Below are 21,084 nucleotides of genomic sequence, written 5' to 3'. Positions count from 1 at the left end.
AGATATAAAAAATAAAGTAGAAAACATATTAACCATATATAATATGTTTTCTACTTTTATTTTTTTCCACTTAACATACTATATTTCATCATTCTTCAGACCACGTGTAAAAGATAGCGGCAATCCCATCCTTTTTGGCTCGATCAAAACACTCAAGTTCTTCCTTTAATTCATAATCCGTCTCGTACTGCTTTCGATCTGCGATAAATTGCTCCTTAACATTTATTACTTTCCATCCTTCATTCTCAATGTAGTGATTTGCTTCAGTCAATGCTACGTTCGTATCACTTGAACCTATCCAAAAATTAATAAACGCTCCTGTACAGTCATTCTTTTCTGGATTATCGGAACACGGTATAGCCTCAAAACAAAAATAATAGATGGTCATTGGATCCTCCGTCAACATTATTATTTTTATATGCGTCTACCCTATTCATATCTCACTTTATTGCAGTAACTTTTGCTTCCATTCTTCCAGCCACGGTTCTCCTTTTCCCGTTTTCTTGGACGCTTGCACCATTGCCCCGCGCCCGACTAAGCAAATCTCTCCAGCTTCATTCTTCACCATGTAGTGTAAATCTAAAGAAGAATTTCCAATTGATTCCGCTTTCACATAAACTTTTAAGTTTTCATCAAAGAAAATCTGCTTCAAAAAGTTACACTGTAAGTCAGCAACAACGATCATTGTTTCGGATGCTTCATGTGTCCATTCTTGCATAAAACCAAGCTCTTTAAAAAATTCAATACGTGCCTCTTCAAAATATGTAAAAGCAACACCATTATTCATGTGTCCAAACATATCCGTTTCACAAAAACGAACTTTCACAGGAATATAAAAGGAAAAACCTTTTTCCCATCTCTCAAAGTCTTCAATGTAGGAAATCTTCTTCATGTTCTTCTCTCCTTTTTCTTTTATCCTATATATTTATTTTAATTTTCCGACATATATATCCATTTTGATCTTCAAGCACCTAAGTCACGGCTATGAAAACAAAAGAAGATCTCCACTCGCTTTCTCCTTTTGTCCTCACTTGGCATGGGACTATAAAATAGGCACTGACCGCTTCTAGCCATGAATGGATCCCCTCTTCCACCTAAAAGGAATGATTTTATATCAGTTTTTCAATCTGTATTTATATAATAAGTAACACAATTTATTTCAGAATAGAGCAAAAATTCAAATGATAGAAACCTATATAAATATTGCCTCTTCAAATCGAAGAGGCAATATTTATTAATAGTTATTGTCGCTACCAAAGAAATCTTTAAACGACTGAATTGTTGTATCACGGTTTAATGCTGCAATTGATGTTGTTAATGGAATACCTTTTGGACATGATTGCACGCAGTTTTGTGAGTTACCACAGTTTGCAAGTCCACCATCACCCATAATTGCACGTAAGCGCTCTGCTTTATGCATTTCACCAGTTGGATGTGAGTTAAACAAACGAGCTTGTGAAAGCGGTGCTGGTCCGATAAAGTCAGATTTACTATTTACGTTCGGACATGACTCTAAGCAAACACCACATGTCATACATTTTGAAAGTTCATATGCCCATTGGCGTTTTTTCTCTGGCATTCTTGGTCCTGGTCCTAGATCATACGTACCATCAATTGGAACCCAAGCTTTAACACGTTTTAACGCATCAAACATACGACTACGGTCAACTTGTAAATCACGTACAACCGGGAATGTCTTCATCGGTTTTATACGAACTGGTTGTTCTAATTTATCGATAAGTGCTGTACATGATTGACGTGGTTTACCATTAATCACCATAGAACAAGCACCACATACTTCTTCTAAACAGTTCATATCCCATGCAACAGGAGTTGTATGGTTTCCTTTTGCATCAACAGGATTACGACGAATTTCCATAAGAGCCGAAATAATATTCATATTTGGGCGATACGGAATTTCAAATTCCTGATCAAACGATTGTGCATCTGGTCCATCTTGTCTCGTAATGATGAGGCGGATTGTTTTCTCAGACATGTTGTTTATCCCCCTTCTCTTCACCCTTAGCAGCTACATCATGTTTTGAAGAATAATCACGTTTACGTGGCTTGATTAATGAAATATCAACGTCTTCGTAATGGAATGCTGGTGCATTTCCTTCTCCCTCAAACTTCGCCATTGTCGTTTTTAAGAAGTTCGCATCATCACGATTTGGGAATTCTGGTTTATAGTGCGCACCGCGGCTTTCATTACGGTTATATGCACCAATTGTAATAACACGTGCCAATTCAAACATATTTGCCAGTTGACGTGTAAATGAAGCACCTTGGTTACTCCATTTTGCTGTATCGTTAATGTTAATGCGTTTATAACGCTCCATTAACTCTTGAATTTTTGCATCTGTTTCTAATAACTTTTTATTTTCACGAACTACTGTTACATTATCTGTCATCCATTCTCCAAGCTCTTTATGAAGAACATATGCATTTTCATTACCATCTAACGTTAAAATATTGTTAAATTTCTCTGTTTCGATTAATTCATTTTGCTCATATAAAGCAGATGAAACAGCATCAGATGATTTTGAAAGACCTTTCATATATTCAATCGCATTTGGTCCCGCTACCATACCACCGTAAATCGCTGATAATAATGAGTTCGCCCCTAATCGGTTACCACCGTGCATAGAGTAATCACACTCACCTGCTGCAAATAATCCTGGAATACTTGTCATTTGCTTATAATCAACCCATAGTCCGCCCATTGAGTAGTGAACAGCTGGGAAGATTTTCATCGGTAGTTTACGAGGATCATCACCTGTGAATTTTTCATAGATTTCAATGATTCCACCAAGTTTAATATCTAACTCTTTCGGATCTTTATGAGAAAGATCTAGATACACCATGTTTTCACCATTAATACCTAGTTTTTGTTCTACACACACGTCAAAGATTTCACGCGTTGCAATATCACGAGGTACAAGGTTTCCGTATGCAGGGTATTTCTCTTCTAAGAAGTACCATGGTTTACCATCTTTATATGTCCAAACGCGTCCACCTTCACCACGTGCAGATTCACTCATTAGACGTAATTTATCGTCCCCTGGAATTGCAGTTGGATGAATTTGAATGAATTCACCATTTGCATAATATGCGCCTTGTTGATATACAGCAGATGCTGCCGTACCTGTATTGATAATAGAGTTTGTTGATTTTCCGAAGATGATACCAGGGCCCCCTGTTGCCATAATCACGGCATCAGCTCGGAAACTCTTAATCTCCATAGATTGTAAGTCTTGTGCAACGATTCCGCGGCATACACCTTCGTCATCCACAACAGCGCGTAAGAAATCCCAACCTTCATATTTCGTTACAAGCCCTGCTACTTCATGACGACGCACTTGCTCATCTAAAGCGTACAATAGCTGTTGTCCTGTTGTTGCACCAGCAAATGCTGTACGGTGATGTTGTGTTCCACCAAAACGTCGGAAGTCAAGAAGTCCTTCTTCCGTACGATTGAACATAACACCCATGCGGTCCATTAAATGAATAATACCAGGTGCTGCTTCACACATTGCTTTAACTGGCGGTTGGTTCGCTAAGAAGTCCCCACCATAAATTGTATCGTCAAAGTGAATCCATGGAGAATCCCCTTCACCTTTCGTATTTACGGCACCGTTAATACCACCTTGTGCACATACAGAATGCGAACGTTTTACTGGTACTAAAGAGAACAGTTCCACATTTACTCCTGCTTCTGCTGCCTTAATCGTTGCCATTAAGCCGGCTAAGCCACCGCCGACTACTATAAGTTTCCCTTTCATGCTCTCCCACTCCTTACTGATTTGCTAGCTGTGGATCGATGAACGCTAATAATGCACTCACACCTACATAAGATAAACCTAAGAAAATAGCTAATGTTACATAAGTAGAGATACGTTGTGAACGTGGCGATACTGTAATTCCCCAGCTAATGCAGAATGTCCATAGTCCATTTGCAAAGTGGAAAATTGTTGATACAACCCCAACTAAGTAGAAGCCAAACATAGCTGGATTGCTTAAAATATCTGCCATCATGTCATAATTTACCTGTTTACCTAACAATGCTTGAATACGAGTTTCCCAAACATGCCAAGCTATGAAAATCAACGTAACGATACCTGAGATTCGTTGGAAGACAAACATCCAGTTACGGAAATAACTATAAGATGTCGCATTGTTCTTAGCTGTAAATGCAATATATAATCCATATATAGCATGGTACAGTATCGGTAAAAAGATAACGAAAATTTCTAGCGCATACCGGAATGGAAGGAGCTCCATAAAATGTGCAGCTTTGTTAAAAGCCTCTGCCCCTCTTGTTGCAAAATTGTTTACTACTAAATGTTGCGTCAAAAAGACACCAACCGGGATGACTCCCATTAATGAGTGCCACTTGCGAAACGTATACTCGCGGCCTTTCATGTCCCCATTACCCCCCTTGAATGTTTGACTGCTGCTTTCAGATTAGTTTATAACAATAATGTTTTTTCACTATTGCTATAAGAAAAACTGAAAAAATTATTCGAAATATTTCAGCATAATTTGATACCAAGTTCATTTTACTCCTATTTTTGTCGAAGCGTCAAGAAAACGTATACATAATTTGTACATAATTTGCATATAATTTGCCAATTCCTTTTTTCTTCCCCTATATTCAGATTTTCCCAAAGAAAGTTCTGTTTTTATAAATGGGAAATGTTATATAATAATTCCTATAGAAAGAGGGGAATATTGTGAGCAAAAATACAATTGATATCGCATCTTTTGAAGATGTTTCATTGAACGCCTTCGCTTATGAACTGCTGCGTGAAGAAGTATTACCTGACCTAATTGGAAAAGAACTAGATGACATCTTATACTGGGCTGGCAGAAACTTAGCACGAAAATATCCGCTAGAGACGATTGAAGAAGTCATTCATTTTTTTGAAAAAGCTGGTTGGGGCCGTTTGAACATCATCGAGCATAAACGCCGTGAAATGCATTTTCAGCTAACAAGCCCGCTCATTACAGAGCGCCAAAAGCAAAATAGACATTCTTCTTACCAATTAGAAACTGGATTTGTTGCAGAGCAAATTCAAAAGCAGCGAAATGTTGTTGCAGAGTCATATGAAGAGCAAAAAAAACGTTCGGATTCTATCACATTTCTTGTAAAATGGGACGTAAAAGATCCTGTCGAAGTGTAGAATCCACATTAACAGTCAACTAGACATATAGGTTTAGTTGACTTTTCTATATAAATCCAATTAAAAACGACATAAACCTTTTCTTTTTAAGTGGGAGAGAGCATTTGACCATGCATAGAAGGGGTCAGCTCCTTTTTCCCCATGCCGTGTGAAAACAAAAAGAAGAAATGAATGGAAAACTATTTTTGTTTTCATAGCCACAGATTATATGTCGAAAAATCAAAATGGATTTATATTGTATATTCATTCACTTCTAATGATTTTTAATCTTCTGAAATTATATCAAAAAATAGAAGACATTGTAAACTACAACGTCTTCTTATCTGTTAAATAGGAATAAATAGTTTCTGCAACATTTTGCGGCATCCCCGCTTCGACAAATTCTGTCACCGAGGCTTCTTTCATCTTTTTTAGTGATCCAAAGTGTTTTAACAATACTTTTTTTCGCTTCTCTCCAACTCCAGGAATCCCATCTAAAGCAGATTGAATAATTGATTTCCCGTGAAGCTGACGATGGAACGTAATCGCAAATCGATGTACTTCATCTTGGATACGCTGTAGTAAATAAAACTCTTGGCTATTTCTTTCAAGCATAACAGGCTCAGGAGGATCACCGATCATTAAATGCGATGTACGGTGCTTATCATCTTTAACAAGTCCAGCCATCGGAATATATAGCCCAAGTTCATTTTCAAGCACATCACTAGCAGCTGCAAGATGTCCTTTCCCTCCATCAATCACAATTAAATCAGGTAGTGGCAAGTTTTCTTTTAAAGCGCGCGTATAACGCCTACGTACAACCTCTCGCATCGATTCATAATCGTCCGGCCCTTGAACCGTTTTTATCTTATATTTTCGATACTCTTTTTTCGCTGGCTTTCCATCAATAAAAACAATCATGGCGGAAACTGGATTCGTACCTTGGATATTTGAGTTATCAAATGCTTCAATACGATATGGTGTTTCAATGTCAAGCTGCTTACCTAAATTTTCAACAGCTTTAACTGTACGCTCTTCATCACGTTCAATTAAATAAAACTTCTCTTCTAAAGCGATTTTCGCATTTTTATTTGCCAATTCAACGAGGTCTTTTTTCTTTCCTCGTTTCGGCTGCGTTACATCGACTTCTAAGAAGCGCTCTACTAACTCAGGATCAATACTTCCTGGCACTACAATTTCCTTTGGTTTAAAATGGTTGTTTTGTTCATAAAATTGACCGATAAATGTTAAAAATCCTTCTTCAGGCTCATCATAAATTGGAAACAAAGAGACATCGCGCTCAATTAACTTACCTTTCCGAACAAAGAAAACTTGCACGCACATCCAGCCTTTATCAACCGCATACCCAAATACATCACGGTCAACAATATCATTCATAATCATCTTCTGTTTTTCCATAATTGCATCCATATGGGCGATTTGATCGCGCAACTCTTTCGCTCGCTCAAATTCTAATTTCTCGGATGCTTCATACATTTTCTTTTCAAGTTCCGAACGGATCTCCTTATGTCCACCATTTAAAAATTTTGTAATTCCATCAACGATTTCTTTATTTTGTTCATCGGTTACCTCTTTAACACAAGGCGCTAGACATTGCCCCATATGATAATACAAGCACACTTTATCTGGCATGTTTGTGCACTTACGCAGCGGATACATACGATCCAGTAGCTTTTTCGTTTCATGCGCTGACTGTGAATTCGGATAAGGCCCAAAATATTTACCTTTATCTTTTTTTACATTTCTTGTAATAAGTAACCGTGGCTGCTTTTCTGCCGTAATTTTAATAAATGGATATGTTTTATCATCTTTTAATTTAATGTTATATCGAGGGTCATACTTTTTAATTAAATTTAATTCTAAAATAAGTGCCTCTAGATTTGAGGAGGTAACAATGTATTCAAAATCAACAATTTCTCCAACAAGACGGAGTGTCTTCCCATCATGTGAACCAGTAAAATACGAGCGCACACGATTTTTTAACACCTTGGCCTTCCCGACATATATAACTGTTCCTTGTTTGTCTTTCATTAAATAACAACCTGGTTGATCTGGTAAAATCGCTAATTTTTCTTTTAAATGCTCGTGCACTCGTAAACCTCCGTTTCTTACATGGTTATCATTGTTGTTTCCAAGCAAAAACATACAATCGTTAAATCCCCAACATATGTTCTTTAATTGTAACGGAAAGCGCAAAAAAATGAAAATATTATACATATTTTTATCTTTTCATATCGTATTTTACTATTGATTTTCATGTTAAACTAACAAGATAGAATTTGGAATTTTTCCTTTTAAACTTTCCTAATACACAATGCAAATGATTGGGTCATAAAATACAAAAAAATTCATTCAAATATGAAAATCAAAGAACAGCGTAAACAGGAGGATAAAAATAGAAAAATATTTTGAAGACGCACACCGTTTCTGTTCTCATAATAGAACTTACTTGGAGAAGGATACTATATGTGGTTGTTTTTATTGTTTAAAAATTTTTCACCCAAGTAGGATTAATGAATGGTGGGATGATGATAATACAGCAGTTTGTCCCTACTGTGGTATTGACTCTGTTATCGGAGAAAATTCTGGATATAAAGTCACAGAAAGCTTTCTAAAAGAAATGCATCAAAGATGGTTTTAATTAGATAAATTAAAATAAAAAGCTGCCCTACGGCAGCTTTTCCGATTAGAAGTGTTTAGAAACTAATTCTACTAACGCTTCTTTTGGTTTATAGCCTAACGCTTGGTCAACCACTTTACCATCTTTTAATACGAAAAGAGATGGAATGCTCATTACTTCAAATTGGCGAGCAGTTTCTTGGTTTTCATCAACGTCTACTTTTACTACTTTTACTTTTTCGCCTAATTCTGCATCGATTTCCTCTAATACAGGAGCGATCATTTTACAAGGTCCACACCATGGTGCCCAGAAATCTAATAATACAATACCTTCGCTAGTTTCAGCTGCGAAGTTTTGGTCAGTTGCGTTTACAATTGCCATTTTATTTCCTCCTTCAAGTGTATTCTACCAAAAGTATATCATTAAGTTATATACGTGGCGAATATTATGTATCGTTATGTATTGTAACAAAAAAGGGTTCCTTTATACTATATAAAAATACAAGCTATATAGATATCAAATAAAAAAACGACATAAAACCTTTCTTTTTTAGATGGAAGAGAGTATCCAACCATGCATAGAAGCGGTCAGATCCTTTTTTAGCCCCACGCCAAGTAAAAACAACAAGAGAAAATGAGTACAAATCTTCTTTTGTTTTCATAGCCGCGAATTATATATCAGATAGAAATACATGTAAAAAAACGAGAGGCAGGGGACCTCTCGTTTTTTCTATATATAGGGGTATTTCACTTGGAACTCAAGGGTTACTCAAATTAAGAATGCACTTTTAACTTTTTAAACTCTTCTGTTAATAAAGGAACCACTTCAAATAAGTCGCCCACAATACCATAGTCAGCTACTTTGAAGATACTTGCTTCTGGATCTTTATTAATTGCAACGATTACTTTCGAGTTAGACATACCTGCTAAATGTTGAATTGCGCCGGAAATACCGCATGCAATATATAAGTCTGGCGTAACAACTTTACCTGTTTGTCCAATTTGTAATGAGTAATCGCAATACTCTGCGTCACACGCACCACGTGATGCTCCAACAGCACCGCCTAATACATCTGCTAATTCTTTTAACGGTTTAAAACCATCTTCACTTTTCACGCCGCGTCCACCAGCAATAATAACTTTCGCTTCTGAAAGATCTACACCTTCTGCCGTTTTACGCACAACGTCTTGAATGATTGTACGTAAATCTTTTACATCAACTGTAATAGAAGACACATCACCTGTACGCGCTTCATCCTTTTCTAGTGGCGTAATGTTATTTGGACGTACTGTCGCAAATAAAATGCCATCTGTGACAATCTTCTTCTCAAACGCTTTACCAGAGTAAATTGGGCGTGTAAATACAACATTACCACCCGCTACTTCTAATGCAGTGACGTCGGAAACAAGGCCAGCTTCAAGTTTTGCAGCTAGCTTTGGCGATAAATCTTTACCAAGCGCCGTGTGCCCAAATACGATTCCTTCAGGCTTTTCCTCAGCATACACACCAAGAAACGCTTGTGCATAGCCATCGGATGTATATGATTTTAATTTATCATTTTCAACTGTCACAACGCGATCTGCACCGTAATGAATCAATTCATTTGCAAAAGATGCAACGCTCTCTCCAACTAGAAGACCAACTACTTCACCGCCTTCTGCAATTGTTTTTGCTGCTGCTACTGCCTCAAATGAAACGTTGCGTAGTGATCCGTCACGAACTTCACCCATTACTAATACTTTACGAGCCATAGATTTTCCCTCCTGCATATATAATTTCGTATTTTATTAGATTACTTTCGCTTCTGTATGGAGCAACGATACAAGTTCTTTTACTTGATCTTGCAGCTCGCCTTGTAACACTTTTCCTGCATCTTTCTTAGGAGGCAAATAGATTTCAATTGTTTTTGTCTTTGCTTCCACATCAACTTCCTCTAAATCTAAATCATCTAATTCTAGTTCTTCAAGTGGTTTTTTCTTCGCTTTCATAATACCTGGAAGCGATGGATAACGAGGTTCATTTAACCCTTGTTGTGCTGTTACTAAAAGCGGTAATGATGTTTCAATGACTTCAGTATCACCTTCAACATCGCGCTCAATTTTCACGCTTGTACCGTTAATTTCAAGCTTCGTAATTGTTGTTACATATGGAATATTTAGCGCTTCAGCTACACGAGGTCCAACTTGTCCAGACGCGCCATCAATCGCTACGTTTCCAGCTAAAATTAAGTCTGCTTCTTTATCTTTTAAGTACTCAACAAGCACTTTCGCTGTTGTAAATTGGTCACCATTCTCAACATCATCTTCAATATTAATTAATACCGCTTTATCACAGCCCATCGCTAGCGCAGTGCGAAGTTCTTTTTCACTGTCTACACCGCCGACTGTTACAACTGTAATTTCACCGCCTTGTGCGTCTCTTACTTGAATTGCTTCTTCAATCGCATATTCATCGTAAGGGTTGATGATGAATTCCGCTTCGCCATCATAAATTGCACCGTTTTTAATTGCGATTTTCTCTTCTGTATCAAATGTTCGTTTCATGAGTACGTAGATGTTCATTCCATTTACCCCCTTGTTTTTCAGAAAGATTCCATCAATTTTAATATTCTGTTAATTTATATTAAAAAATAATTCGAACTACCTACCACTAAATGAAGGTTTGCGTTTTTCTAAAAATGCCGCTACACCTTCTCTTCCATCTTCACTCGTAAACACTTCCCCAAATATTTGCGCCTCACGCTGCACACCTTCATAATAATGAGATGATTTTGTTGTTTGTAATAACTCTAATACAGCACGAGTTGTCGCTGGGCTTTTACTAGCAATTTGTTTTGCAATTTGAAGAGTATCCTCTAAAAGCGACTCTTCAGGGAATACATCATTAACAAGTCCCCATTCTAACGCTTGTGCCCCTGTAATCGGTGCACTTGTTAACATCATTTCACAAGCCTTCGCTTTACCAACGTAGCGTGGCAAACGCTGTGTACCTGCAAAGCCAGGAATCAATCCAAGCGTTAACTCTGGTAAACCAAGCTTTGCACTTTCAGTTACAAAGCGCATGTGGCAAGACATAGCGAATTCAAGGCCACCACCAAGTGCCGCTCCATGAATTGCCGCAATAACTGGTTTTGAACACTTTTCTACACGCTCAAACGTAACTTGTCCAAGCTGTGCTAACTCTGTCGCTTGTTTCGCTTCCTCAACAGAAGTAAACTCTTTAATATCTGCTCCTGCTGAGAAGAAGCGTCCTTCGCCATGAAGAACAACAACGCGGACATTTTCATCCTTTTCGACTTGATCAATTAACTCAGTAACGTCATGCATAACTTGTGAAGACATAGCATTAGCTGGCGGATGATTTAATGTCGCCACCGCGATATGGTCTTCTACTGTTACAGATAGGAATTTCAACATGATCCCTCCCATTATTGACGATAACCACAAGCTGAAACAAGCAGCCCATGTACCGTTTTTGAAAGTGCGACCAAATCATATTTATGATCGCTCATTACCCAATTGGTCACAACTTCATCTACTGTTCCGAAGATCATTTGTCTTGCTACGCGAACATTTAAATCCGCCCTGAATTCTCCTTGTCTTACACCTGTTTCCAAAATTTCATCAATGACTTGTAAATATCCTTTTAACACTTCATTTATTTTGAAGCGCAGGTCTTGGTTGGATTGCCGAAGCTCTAGTTGAGTAACGATAGCAAGAGGATCATTTTGCGACAACAGCAAGAAGTGCGTTTCTACCAACATAAATAACTTCGCTACAGCGCTTTCAATTCCTGCTGTTTTTTGACGAATTGTTTCGATAAATTCTCCCATCTTCTCTTGGAATAAGGATATAAGTATATCTTCTTTATTTTTAAAATATAAATAAATAGTTCCATCAGCAACGCCAGCTTGCTTCGCAATTTTAGAAACCTGCGCTTGATGGTATCCATTTTCTGCAATCACAATAACCGCCGCATCAATAATTTGGTTATATTTTGGTCGATTTTTTTTCACTTTACTGTCCCCTTCAAGAAGATGACTGAATGAATAATCATTCATAATCCAATAATACTGACTATTTTAAAAATTGTCAATCCTATATCCTATATTTTCAAAAAGAAAGGGCCTTTAGCCCGTTTGCTCATCCTCGTTCTCTTTCTTTTTCTTCTCTTCATCTATAAGGACACGTCGTAAAATTTTCCCAACTGTTGTTTTGGGCAACTCGCTCCGAAACTCATATACTTTTGGCACTTTATAAGCGGCCAAATATTTGCGAGCAAACTGATCTAACTCTTCTTCAGAACAAACTTCATCTTCTTTTAATACAACAAATACTTTCACAGTCTCACCACGATATGGATCTGGGACACCAATCGCAACCACTTCCTGCACCTTTTCATGCTCATATAATACTTCTTCTACTTCACGCGGATAAACATTGAATCCACTAGCAACAATCATGTCTTTCTTACGATCTTTTATATAGAAAAATCCATCTTCATCCATATAGCCGACATCACCCGTGTGTAACCAACCATCCTGTAATACGGCCGCTGTTTCCTCAGGCTTATTCCAGTATCCCTTCATTATTTGCGGACCTCTCACAACAATTTCACCAATTTCTCCTGGTGGTAACGATTCTCCAGTTTCAAGTGACATAATGCGAGCATCTGTATCTGGCCACGGGACGCCAATGCTTCCCGGCACACGTTTTTCCCATAAGAAATTGCTATGTGTGACTGGAGATGATTCTGTCAGTCCATATCCTTCTACGAGCTTACCGCCTGTAATCTTTTCAAACTTCTCTTGTACCTCTACTGGAAGCGGAGCAGAACCACTAATACAAGCACGAATCGATGAAATATCATATTCCTGAAGCAAAGGACTATTTAAAAGGGCAATATAAATCGTTGGAGCTCCTGGAAATAGTGTCACTTTATGCTTTTTAATCGCTTCAAACACCATTTTCATATCAAACTTCGGAACAATTACCATTTTGTATCCTTGCATAACAGTTAAATTCATCACAGCTGTCATCCCGTACACATGGAAAAATGGAAGGACACCGAGAATTACTTCTTCTCCTTCTTCACAGTTATATAGCCAATGCACACCCATCAATGTATTCGATACAAGATTTTTGTGCGTTAACATGACTCCTTTCGGAAATCCTGTTGTACCTCCTGTATATTGCAGGAGTGCTAAATCATTTTCAGGATCACAGGGTACTTCTACACTTGCATCACTTTCTCTTTCTACTGATTTCCAAACATGAATCGTTTCACTTTCAGTTACTTTTACAACGAGGTTTGTTTGCTTTTTTTGTACAAATGGATAAATTAAGTTTTTTGGAAATGGTAAAAAATCTGCAATGCGGGTTACGATAACGTGCTCAACCTTTGTAGCAGACTGGACATCGATAACTTTCGGAAAGACTAAATCGAGACAAAGAATAACTTTCGCTCCAGAATCATGGAGCTGATATTGTAGTTCTCTCTCTGTATAAAGAGGATTTGTTTGTACAACAATACCACCTGCGAGCAATGTACCATAATATCCAATTACAGCTTGCGGACAATTTGGTAACATAATTGCAACTCGATCACCTTTTCTCACACCAAGCTTACGCAGATAATTGGCAAATTGTTTCACCTTACTATTTAGCTCTGAAAATGTAATATCCTTACCTAAAAAGTGAAGCGCTTTCTTTTCTGGATACCGCGTAGACATCTGCTGTAAATATACGTGAAGCGGCTGAATATCATAAGAAATTGTATGTGGAATTTCCTCAGGATAACTTTGTAACCAAGGTTTTTCCATCCCCATTCCCCCTTCCTGCTCTTACAAGAATAAAATGAATGTCCATTCATGATGATTGTTTTCATTATATTATAGTCACAATCACGTTACAATCATAATATTCTGACTTTTATATAACTATTCCATTGTAACTCTATAACTGTTTATATTATTGTCAAATGAAAATATTTTGGTTTATTTCCTTATTCTATATTTTTTGTTTCTCCTTCCGTTTCGGTTGTTCAACATACAAATCACGGATACATAGAAAAAAGGATGTGCATTTTAAAATTTATATTTATACATAATAACATCCTAATTATTTTATACTTTCCGCCCTTCTCCTACTCTTCTTAAAGGCTCATTTACAAATCCCATTTTGAAAGCGTTATAGTAGCAAACAAATCCCTCCATATTCTAAAGAGATTTTTTTATCTGAATAGAAAGAAAAGGATTGACACTATAAAAGCCTTCATAGTATGATTTCCGTGTTGAAACTGATAATCTTTTTCAATTGAAGGAAGATTATATATCATTTCAAAATAATTCATTTGGGGGAAAAAGATGAAAAAGGTTCTTAGTATTTTTATGGTCATCCTTCTATTCGTTGTGGGATGTGGACAACAAAAAGAAGAGAAGAAAGAAGTAAAAACAGATGATAAAAAACAAGCTATAACAATTAAACACGCTGAAGGTGAAACAAAGTTAGATAAACCAGCGAAAAAAGTTGTTGTACTTGAGTGGGTATATGCAGAAGATTTATTAGCACTTGGCGTTCAACCTGTCGGGATGGCTGATATTAAAAATTATAATAAATGGGTGAATACAGAAACAAAACCAAATAAAGATGTTGTGGATGTCGGTACACGCCAACAACCAAACTTAGAAGAAATTAACCGCTTAAAACCAGACTTAATTATTACAGCTTCATTCCGTAGTAAAGCAATTAAAAATGAATTAGAACAAATTGCACCAACAATTATGTTCGATCCATCAACAAGCAATAACGACCACTTCGCTGAAATGACAGAAACATTTAAACAAATTGCAAAAGCAGTTGGAAAAGAAGAGCAAGGTAAAAAAGTATTAGCAGATATGGACAAGACATTTGCTGATGCAAAAGCAAAAATTGAAAAAGCTAACTTAAAAGATAAAAATATTGTCTTAACACAATCATTTACAGCAAAAAATGTTCCAACATTCCGTCTGCTAACGGACAACTCTACAGCGATACAAATTACGAAAAAATTAGGTTTAACAAATGCATTTGAACCTGGTAAATCTGAGCCAGACGGCTTCAAGCAAACAACTGTAGAAGCATTGCAAAATGTACAAGATGCAAACTTCTTATACATCGTAGCTGATGATGATAACATCTTTGATAACCAACTAAAAGGTAACCCAGCATGGGAAGAATTAAAATTCAAAAAAGAAAACAAAATGTATAAACTAAAAGGCGACACTTGGATCTTCGGTGGCCCTGAATCTGCAAAATCATTAGCAAAACAAGTTGCAGATGTAATGACAGCGAAGAAGTGATGGCATAATGAATAACTTACAACATACACTTCGAGCAAGTCTTGTATTCGGAGGAGGAGCATCTCTCTTGCTTCTCCTTTTCTTTATTCATATCGGACAAGGACAAGCAAATATTTCTTACAGCATGATTATGGATGCTCTCTTTTCGCCAAATCAATCTCTTGAACATCAAACCTTAATTATGCTGCGTTTGCCACGGGCCGCTATTGCTATTTTAGCTGGTGGCGCGCTCGCTGCATCAGGCGTTATTTTACAAACCTTAACGAAAAATCCACTTGCTGAGGCAAGTACAATGGGAATTCATTCAGGAGCATATTTCTTTTTAATTGCTGCTACTATCTTTTTACCGGAATACTTACAAGGCCAATCGCTTCTATTCACATTTATTGGAGGAGCAGTAACCGCTTTGTTCGTATATCGTATTTCCGGCGGCAGAAAGGGAACACCACTACGTATGGCATTAGCAGGTATGGTTGTCACTTTAATGCTCTCTGCTTTTACCGGAACGATGCAACTTTTTTATGAAAACGAAACCGCAGGACTATTCCTTTGGGGCGCAGGGTCACTTGTACAAAATAACTGGGATGGTGTTCAATTTGCGGTTCCATTTGTTGTCTGTGCCTTTCTTGCTGCATTGTTTATGTCACGTAAATTAAATGTGCTTCTTTTAGGTGATGATGTTGCTGTTTCACTTGGAGAAAAAACAGAAGTAACACGTTTTATTGCTTTTATTGCTGCGATTTTTTTAACAGCAGTCGTTGTAACAGTTGTTGGACCAATCGGTTTTGTTGGCTTAGTTGCACCACATTTAATGCGCCTGATCGGCTATCGCCAACATTTCCCACTACTTCTCTCCTCTTTCTTATGGGGGGCTATTTTGTTACTTGGAGCAGATGTTGTTGGTAGATTAATAGACCCAACTGGCGCTGAACTTCCGGTTGGTGCTGTTACTGCAATGATTGGTTCGCCATGGCTCATTTACTTAGTTTATCGCATGATGAAATCAAAACAATATATGAATGATAATGGAGCAAATACAGCTGGTGCTAGCTCACGCTATTTCTCTTATAGAAAAGTACTCATCATATCTATGATACTTGGCGTTGTAACAATTGCTCTTGGCGTTGTAATCGGTAGCAATGCTTACATAGAAAGCATAACAAATGTAATAACAGGACAACTTACACAATTTGATCAAAATATGATGATGAACCTTCGCTTGCCAAGAATGCTCGTTGCGGCTGTCGCTGGGGCATGTCTTGCAATAAGTGGGCTGGTCTTTCAAGGAATATTACGCAATCCGCTTGCCGATCCATCTATCATTGGTATTTCATCTGGTGCAGGTGTCGGTGCTTTAACAATTATGTATGTCTTCCCGGCGCTTCCAGGAGTCTTCTTACCAATCGGTGCATTCATTGGCGGACTACTTGCAGTTGGAATTGTCCTCTTCTTTTCATGGAAGTCAGGCTTTAGCCCAACAGCACTGGCATTAATCGGAATTGGTGTATCAGCTCTAGGCTCAGCAATTATTCAAATCTTTATCGTTAGGGCAAACTTAAACGTAGCTGCTGCCTTAACTTGGTTATCAGGTAGTACTTACGCAAGAGGATGGAATCACTTAGAAAATATACTTTTATATCCATCTCTTATTCTCGTACCAATCATATTCTTCTTAATGAAACAACTTGATGTTCTCGTACTTGGAGATGACTTAGCAACAGGACTAGGGCAACGCGTAAACAAAACACGTTTTGCACTTATTATCCTAGCAACATTACTCGCCTCAGTGAACATTGCCGCTGTTGGCACAATCGCTTTCTTAGGGCTCGTTGCACCACACCTAGCACGTATTGTTGTTGGGATGAATCACCAAAGATTGTTTGTTTGTTCAGCACTATTTGGAGCGATTTTGCTCTGCATCGCTGACTTACTTGGACGGACGATTGCATACCCGAAAGAAATTCCTTCGGGGCTTGTTGTTGCTGTACTTGGGGCACCATACTTTCTTTGGTTAATGAGGAAGAGTGGGAAGAAAGTTAGTTAATAAAAAACGAAGGCCTCTGTTATTTTAGAAGCCTTCGTTTTTTATTAGTGTGGCATAAAGTGAAACTTTAATCAGTGGGGGGTTTTCTTCATCCCCCACTGATTATTAGCCCTCACCAATCGGGCTTTTACGGGCAGTTTATCTCCCACCTAACTTCTTTGCTCCCGCCAAATTTTGAGGTGGGAGTATTACTGCCCGTTAATGCGGGATAAAATTAATATAAGCTTTATAAAAAAAATATATTACCCATGAATACATTACTATATATATCTTGCTGAAACTCTTGTAATCGATACGTTTGATTACTCTTTCTTTTGAAATCAATCGCTTTAAACTTCGCAACAGATATAAGCCAACTTCTAAATTTCCCTCGCTTTTGATCATAACTCTCAATGTTGTACCAAATAATTATTGAACTACCCCCACCTTCACTTCGTTTAGAGGAAGGCGTCTTCTCAGTTAAAATGATAAAAAGAGCAGGAAAAACCCCTCTCTTCACGAATTTACTCTATGAATATAACCATTGGGGGGATAACATGTATCAAACAATTGAGGGCTTTCTAACAACATGGAAATACGAGTCTGAATCTACACAAAAGGTATTGGATGCATTAACTGATGAATCTTTGGCACAAGAGATTGCTCCTGGTCATTGGACTTTAGGCAGAGTTGCTTGGCATATCGTTACTGCAATTCCTGTGATACTATCAGGAACCGGTTTACAGTTTGAAGGGGAAACAAAAGATTATCCTGTTCCCACTTCCGCAAAGACGATTGCGGAAGGCTATCGCAAAGTAAATATGGATTTTGTGGAAGCACTTCAAACAGAGTGGACTGATAAAGATTTAGCAACAATTAATGATTTCTTTGGGCGCCCCATGCCAAACTCTATCTTTTTGATGACTCTCATTAATCATCAAAATCATCACCGTGGGCAAATGACTGTCTTAATGCGTCAAGCTGGGTTACAGGTTCCAGGTATTTATGGACCTGCTAAGGAAGAGTGGGCAGCTGCCGGGATGGAAGCTCCGAAAATGTAATAACGAAAAAGACAAGGTAACTGCACCTTGTCTTTTTCTGTAACTTGTTTCATGTGAAACTTTATAACGCATCTTCCTTCTCAATATTTCTAATTCCATAATAAGCAATCATAATACCAATAGCCGCAAGTGCTAATTGAAGTGGTAGAAAAGTTGCTAATGAGAATTCTGGCTGACTTTGACATGCAATCATCACAACAAGTAAGGAAGAAACAATCGTTGTTGGAACAGAGTATTTACGCATACCAAAATATAAGGGAATTACCCCTGATCCTGCAGCTGCCATAGCAAAAGGAATCACTTTTATACCTTCTTGAATCAACTCAGCTACCGTTATTGTATTCGGAATAACTAACATATAACTATTCAATGTAAAGAAGATACCTATTACAAAAATATTAGATAATAAAACTGTTACAAACGTTAGCATTGCTATGATTAATAACTTACTAGCAATGATTTTTTTTCGACTAATTGGATACGAAAACATGAGTAATATTGTTTTGTTTTTATATTCTTCAATTACTAATTTTGCAATTAATACTCCCGCAAAGACAATAAATGTTCCTCGCACCATTGCACTTGCCATTAAAAGAATTCCTTGAGGATTTCCTAGTTCTACATCCCCTTCAATCTGTGACATATAGCTTACAAAAAATAGCATCGCAATCATCACTATATTTGCGATAATCGCACCTTTTATATACCATCCAAGCTTAGATTTCTTCATTTCTAGCTTTATAAGTTGCAGCATTTTATCCCCCTTAGTTCATCTATTTTATTTTTAAAAATCCACCGGTTTGATTTTATTGTTTATTCATTGGTAATACTTTACGATAATTTCTCGATAAAAAATTCAAATAAATACGAAGATACTTCCAACTAAAATAGGCGATGCTTCCCACGATTCCACCTATGATCAGAGCATAAACCATGCTCCACTCCTGAGGAATTGATAAACCAGGACCCATATCCATTTGTACCCATGTAACTCCAAAGGAACGAATAATACCTGCAATTAATATAAGTACAGTACAAAAACCGAAACCGTACGCAATCGTTGCCAAAACTGGAACAACAATAACGCTTAATAGTCCCGTCGTACAGTAAAAAAACAGCATAGCAAATATGCCACTGACGGAACGAATTGATTTTTTCTGCATGATATATTCACCTCTTCTGAATATTATTTGATACATATAGTGCCTTTTTTACTTAAAATCTCCACCTTATTTGATGCATCACCAATTACACCTTCTTTTGTTTTTTCCGTATTCGTTCTTTTCTTAAACCCATTTAAACTCACTGCTATATCGGATGAGTCGCTGTTAGCAGCAAGCTGTAATGAAGTTGGAGCTTCTTTATAAGACACACTAATATCTCCTGATTTTGTTTCTATAAGTAATGACTTCCCTTCTATTGTCTCTTTAATCAATACTTCACCATCTGTTGAAGTAACCTTGATCTTAGGGCTCCTTACATTTGTAAGGTAGTTATCACCGGTAGTAGAAGCTACAGATAGTTCCTGTAACGAACTATTTTTCAAACTTAGTTCCCCACCTTTTGATGTAAAATTACCTTTTTTTGCTAATAGTCCCTCAATCTTTTCAGCACCAGATTCGTTTGAAAATACAATATTCTTAGTTGTTACATCATTCATTTTTATATCACCAGAACTATTATTCAATGTAATCGTATCTACTCCATTTTTGGGGATGGAAATATAAATAATACCTTTCTTTCCAAAACTGAATCCTCCCGCAAAACCTTCCTTTTGCCCTTTCTGATCCACAACAATTTTCTTTCCATCCTTTTTCATTGTTACAGGATCATTCTTCTTATCTTCCTGCTTTCCCTCAACTGCGATTGCTACTTTGTTTGATTGTGCACTTTTGATCGCAACATCCCAATTTTCGTTATTTATTTCTATTTCTTCTACGCTATCTACCATAAAAGAAGTTTCTGTTTCAAAACTCTTTGCCCCTACTTCCTTGAGACTAAAAACTACTCCTGCAACTAGAACTATTAAAATAGAACCTAACATTATTTTCTTCATTTTTTACTCCCCAGTTCATTTTAAATCCACATCTTATTCAAGATTGTATCTGTATTTAAGCCACATCCATTTTATCCACTTTGTGATAAGAGAGATAGCCAATTGCAAGACCTAATAGACAAAACGCAATCGGCACTACAATGAAATCAAACAAACTAATCTGTCCTTCCCCATTAGAAACAGTTGAGTTAATCAATAATCCAATTATTATAGACGAGGTAATCGTTGTAGGAGTTGACTTTTTTCTCATACCAAAATATAAAGGAACTAAGCTGATTCCAGCCATCATGAATGCACTAATAAAAGTAGCTGGGATGGTAGCAATGATTTGTGCCATAGTAACAGGTATTTCAAAAAAAACTATAATTGGGTTTAAAAAGAAAATTAGTATGTTGATGATACACGTCGAAATAATAATATTAAAAAAACAAAATCCAAAGGTAATCGCTAACTTAGCTTGCATTATTTTTTTTCGCTCTAATGGATACGTAAACAATAATTGCATCGTTTTACTCTTGTATTCATCAATTACTAAACGAGATAAAATAACAGCTGAAAAAATCATAAATGTTGTTCGAGTAAAAATATTTGTTAAAGACATGAACCCTGTATAATCTAGAAACATTTGCTCACTCTCTGCTTTAGATCCCCATGCCATAAGACCAACAGCAGCGAAAATTGCTATACTGTAAATGGCTACTCCTTTAAAATAGCGAGATAAACAATGTTTTTTCCATTCTAATTTCATCAATTTAAGCATGGCGCTTCCTCCATCCACTATATTTTTTAGCTGTACTTGTTT

Annotated in this window: 21 protein-coding genes and 1 pseudogene; 5 read left to right on the top strand and 17 right to left on the bottom strand. The window is 37.1% G+C overall.

The genetic code is table 11. The annotated features are described in order from the left end of the window. Positions 1-88: 88 nt before the first annotated feature. The 5 genes from AC1M36_RS05620 to sdhC form a co-directional block, all read right to left on the bottom strand. Positions 89-388, bottom strand: coding sequence for a hypothetical protein (locus AC1M36_RS05620; RefSeq protein ID WP_336450285.1), 300 nt, complete (start codon positions 386-388; stop codon positions 89-91). Between the two features lie 57 nt (positions 389-445). Then, positions 446-892 carry an acyl-CoA thioesterase gene (locus AC1M36_RS05615; protein ID WP_336450286.1) on the bottom strand — a complete coding sequence of 149 codons (447 nt, stop codon included), beginning with the start codon at positions 890-892 and terminating at the stop codon, positions 446-448. A 342-nt stretch (positions 893-1,234) separates the two neighbouring features. Beyond that, positions 1,235-1,996 carry a succinate dehydrogenase iron-sulfur subunit gene (sdhB, locus tag AC1M36_RS05610; protein ID WP_016116528.1) on the bottom strand — a complete coding sequence of 254 codons (762 nt, stop codon included), beginning with the start codon at positions 1,994-1,996 and terminating at the stop codon, positions 1,235-1,237. Beyond that, positions 1,989-3,782 carry a succinate dehydrogenase flavoprotein subunit gene (gene sdhA, locus AC1M36_RS05605; RefSeq protein ID WP_336450287.1) on the bottom strand — a complete coding sequence of 598 codons (1,794 nt, stop codon included), beginning with the start codon at positions 3,780-3,782 and terminating at the stop codon, positions 1,989-1,991. The genes sdhB and sdhA overlap by 8 nt, the downstream gene beginning before the upstream one ends. A 13-nt stretch (positions 3,783-3,795) precedes the next feature. Beyond that, positions 3,796-4,422, bottom strand: a complete 627-nt coding sequence (gene sdhC, locus AC1M36_RS05600) for a succinate dehydrogenase cytochrome B558 (RefSeq protein ID WP_336450288.1) — start codon at positions 4,420-4,422, stop codon at positions 3,796-3,798. Between the two features lie 311 nt (positions 4,423-4,733). On the opposite strand from sdhC, the gene AC1M36_RS05595 reads away from it, so the two are divergent. Continuing rightward, on the top strand, positions 4,734-5,183 hold the full coding sequence (locus AC1M36_RS05595) for a YslB family protein (RefSeq protein ID WP_017150595.1): 450 nt from the start codon (positions 4,734-4,736) through the stop codon (positions 5,181-5,183). 306 nt (positions 5,184-5,489) lie between these two features. On the opposite strand, the gene uvrC is transcribed toward AC1M36_RS05595, so the two are convergent. Further along, positions 5,490-7,274, bottom strand: a complete 1,785-nt coding sequence (gene uvrC, locus AC1M36_RS05590) for an excinuclease ABC subunit UvrC (RefSeq protein ID WP_336450289.1) — start codon at positions 7,272-7,274, stop codon at positions 5,490-5,492. Between the two features lie 304 nt (positions 7,275-7,578). Here uvrC and AC1M36_RS05585 point away from each other — a divergent pair, with 304 nt between their 5' ends. After that, positions 7,579-7,824 carry a cytoplasmic protein gene (locus tag AC1M36_RS05585; protein ID WP_336450627.1) on the top strand — a complete coding sequence of 82 codons (246 nt, stop codon included), beginning with the start codon at positions 7,579-7,581 and terminating at the stop codon, positions 7,822-7,824. Positions 7,825-7,869: 45 nt separating this feature from the next. Here the strand turns inward: AC1M36_RS05585 and trxA are convergent, their stop codons facing one another. From trxA to AC1M36_RS05555, 6 genes are all read right to left on the bottom strand, one after another. Continuing rightward, positions 7,870-8,184 (bottom strand): thioredoxin, encoded by a 315-nt coding sequence (gene trxA, locus AC1M36_RS05580; RefSeq protein WP_097898333.1) that lies wholly within the window; start codon positions 8,182-8,184, stop codon positions 7,870-7,872. A gap of 392 nt (positions 8,185-8,576) precedes the next feature. Then, positions 8,577-9,554 carry an electron transfer flavoprotein subunit alpha gene (gene etfA, locus AC1M36_RS05575; RefSeq protein WP_336450290.1) on the bottom strand — a complete coding sequence of 326 codons (978 nt, stop codon included), beginning with the start codon at positions 9,552-9,554 and terminating at the stop codon, positions 8,577-8,579. Between the two features lie 36 nt (positions 9,555-9,590). Beyond that, on the bottom strand, positions 9,591-10,364 hold the full coding sequence (gene etfB, locus AC1M36_RS05570) for an electron transfer flavoprotein subunit beta (RefSeq protein WP_174098805.1): 774 nt from the start codon (positions 10,362-10,364) through the stop codon (positions 9,591-9,593). A 78-nt stretch (positions 10,365-10,442) separates the two neighbouring features. Beyond that, positions 10,443-11,219 (bottom strand): enoyl-CoA hydratase, encoded by a 777-nt coding sequence (locus AC1M36_RS05565; RefSeq protein WP_336450291.1) that lies wholly within the window; start codon positions 11,217-11,219, stop codon positions 10,443-10,445. A gap of 11 nt (positions 11,220-11,230) precedes the next feature. Next, positions 11,231-11,818: a TetR/AcrR family transcriptional regulator gene (locus tag AC1M36_RS05560; RefSeq protein ID WP_431613198.1), complete on the bottom strand. Its 588-nt coding sequence runs from the start codon at positions 11,816-11,818 to the stop codon at positions 11,231-11,233. Positions 11,819-11,932: 114 nt separating this feature from the next. Further along, on the bottom strand, positions 11,933-13,624 hold the full coding sequence (locus AC1M36_RS05555; protein WP_336450293.1) for a long-chain-fatty-acid--CoA ligase: 1,692 nt from the start codon (positions 13,622-13,624) through the stop codon (positions 11,933-11,935). 543 nt (positions 13,625-14,167) lie between these two features. Between AC1M36_RS05555 and AC1M36_RS05550 the strand changes: the two genes are divergently transcribed. Continuing rightward, positions 14,168-15,142 carry an ABC transporter substrate-binding protein gene (locus AC1M36_RS05550; RefSeq protein ID WP_336450294.1) on the top strand — a complete coding sequence of 325 codons (975 nt, stop codon included), beginning with the start codon at positions 14,168-14,170 and terminating at the stop codon, positions 15,140-15,142. Between the two features lie 7 nt (positions 15,143-15,149). Beyond that, positions 15,150-17,186 carry a Fe(3+)-hydroxamate ABC transporter permease FhuB gene (gene fhuB, locus AC1M36_RS05545; protein WP_336450295.1) on the top strand — a complete coding sequence of 679 codons (2,037 nt, stop codon included), beginning with the start codon at positions 15,150-15,152 and terminating at the stop codon, positions 17,184-17,186. Positions 17,187-17,448: 262 nt separating this feature from the next. Here the strand turns inward: fhuB and AC1M36_RS05540 are convergent. Then, positions 17,449-17,598: pseudogene (locus AC1M36_RS05540) on the bottom strand (sigma factor); the annotation flags it as partial. A gap of 124 nt (positions 17,599-17,722) precedes the next feature. Between AC1M36_RS05540 and AC1M36_RS05535 the strand changes: the two are divergent. Further along, the gene (locus tag AC1M36_RS05535; protein WP_336450296.1) at positions 17,723-18,226 is read left to right on the top strand and encodes a DinB family protein; all 504 of its coding nucleotides are present in this window, start codon (positions 17,723-17,725) and stop codon (positions 18,224-18,226) included. Positions 18,227-18,287: 61 nt separating this feature from the next. Here AC1M36_RS05535 and AC1M36_RS05530 read toward each other — a convergent pair whose 3' ends face one another. From AC1M36_RS05530 to AC1M36_RS05515, 4 genes are read right to left on the bottom strand one after another with little or no spacing between them, the layout of a single operon-like run. After that, positions 18,288-18,980 carry an ABC transporter permease gene (locus AC1M36_RS05530; protein ID WP_336450297.1) on the bottom strand — a complete coding sequence of 231 codons (693 nt, stop codon included), beginning with the start codon at positions 18,978-18,980 and terminating at the stop codon, positions 18,288-18,290. A 52-nt stretch (positions 18,981-19,032) separates the two neighbouring features. Then, entirely contained in the window at positions 19,033-19,389 is a 357-nt protein-coding gene (locus AC1M36_RS05525) for a hypothetical protein (protein WP_336450298.1), read from the bottom strand. A 23-nt stretch (positions 19,390-19,412) separates the two neighbouring features. Continuing rightward, the gene (locus AC1M36_RS05520; protein WP_336450299.1) at positions 19,413-20,282 is read right to left on the bottom strand and encodes a DUF4097 family beta strand repeat-containing protein; all 870 of its coding nucleotides are present in this window, start codon (positions 20,280-20,282) and stop codon (positions 19,413-19,415) included. Positions 20,283-20,337: 55 nt separating this feature from the next. Next, positions 20,338-21,042, bottom strand: coding sequence for an ABC transporter permease (locus tag AC1M36_RS05515; protein ID WP_479845639.1), 705 nt, complete (start codon positions 21,040-21,042; stop codon positions 20,338-20,340). Between the last annotated feature and the right edge of the window lie 42 nt (positions 21,043-21,084).

The sequence above is a fragment of the Bacillus sp. Medicinal_06 genome, from assembly GCF_056711665.1.
Note: the sequence above shows the minus strand (reverse complement) of the source record. Positions and strands in the feature narration are given on the sequence as shown.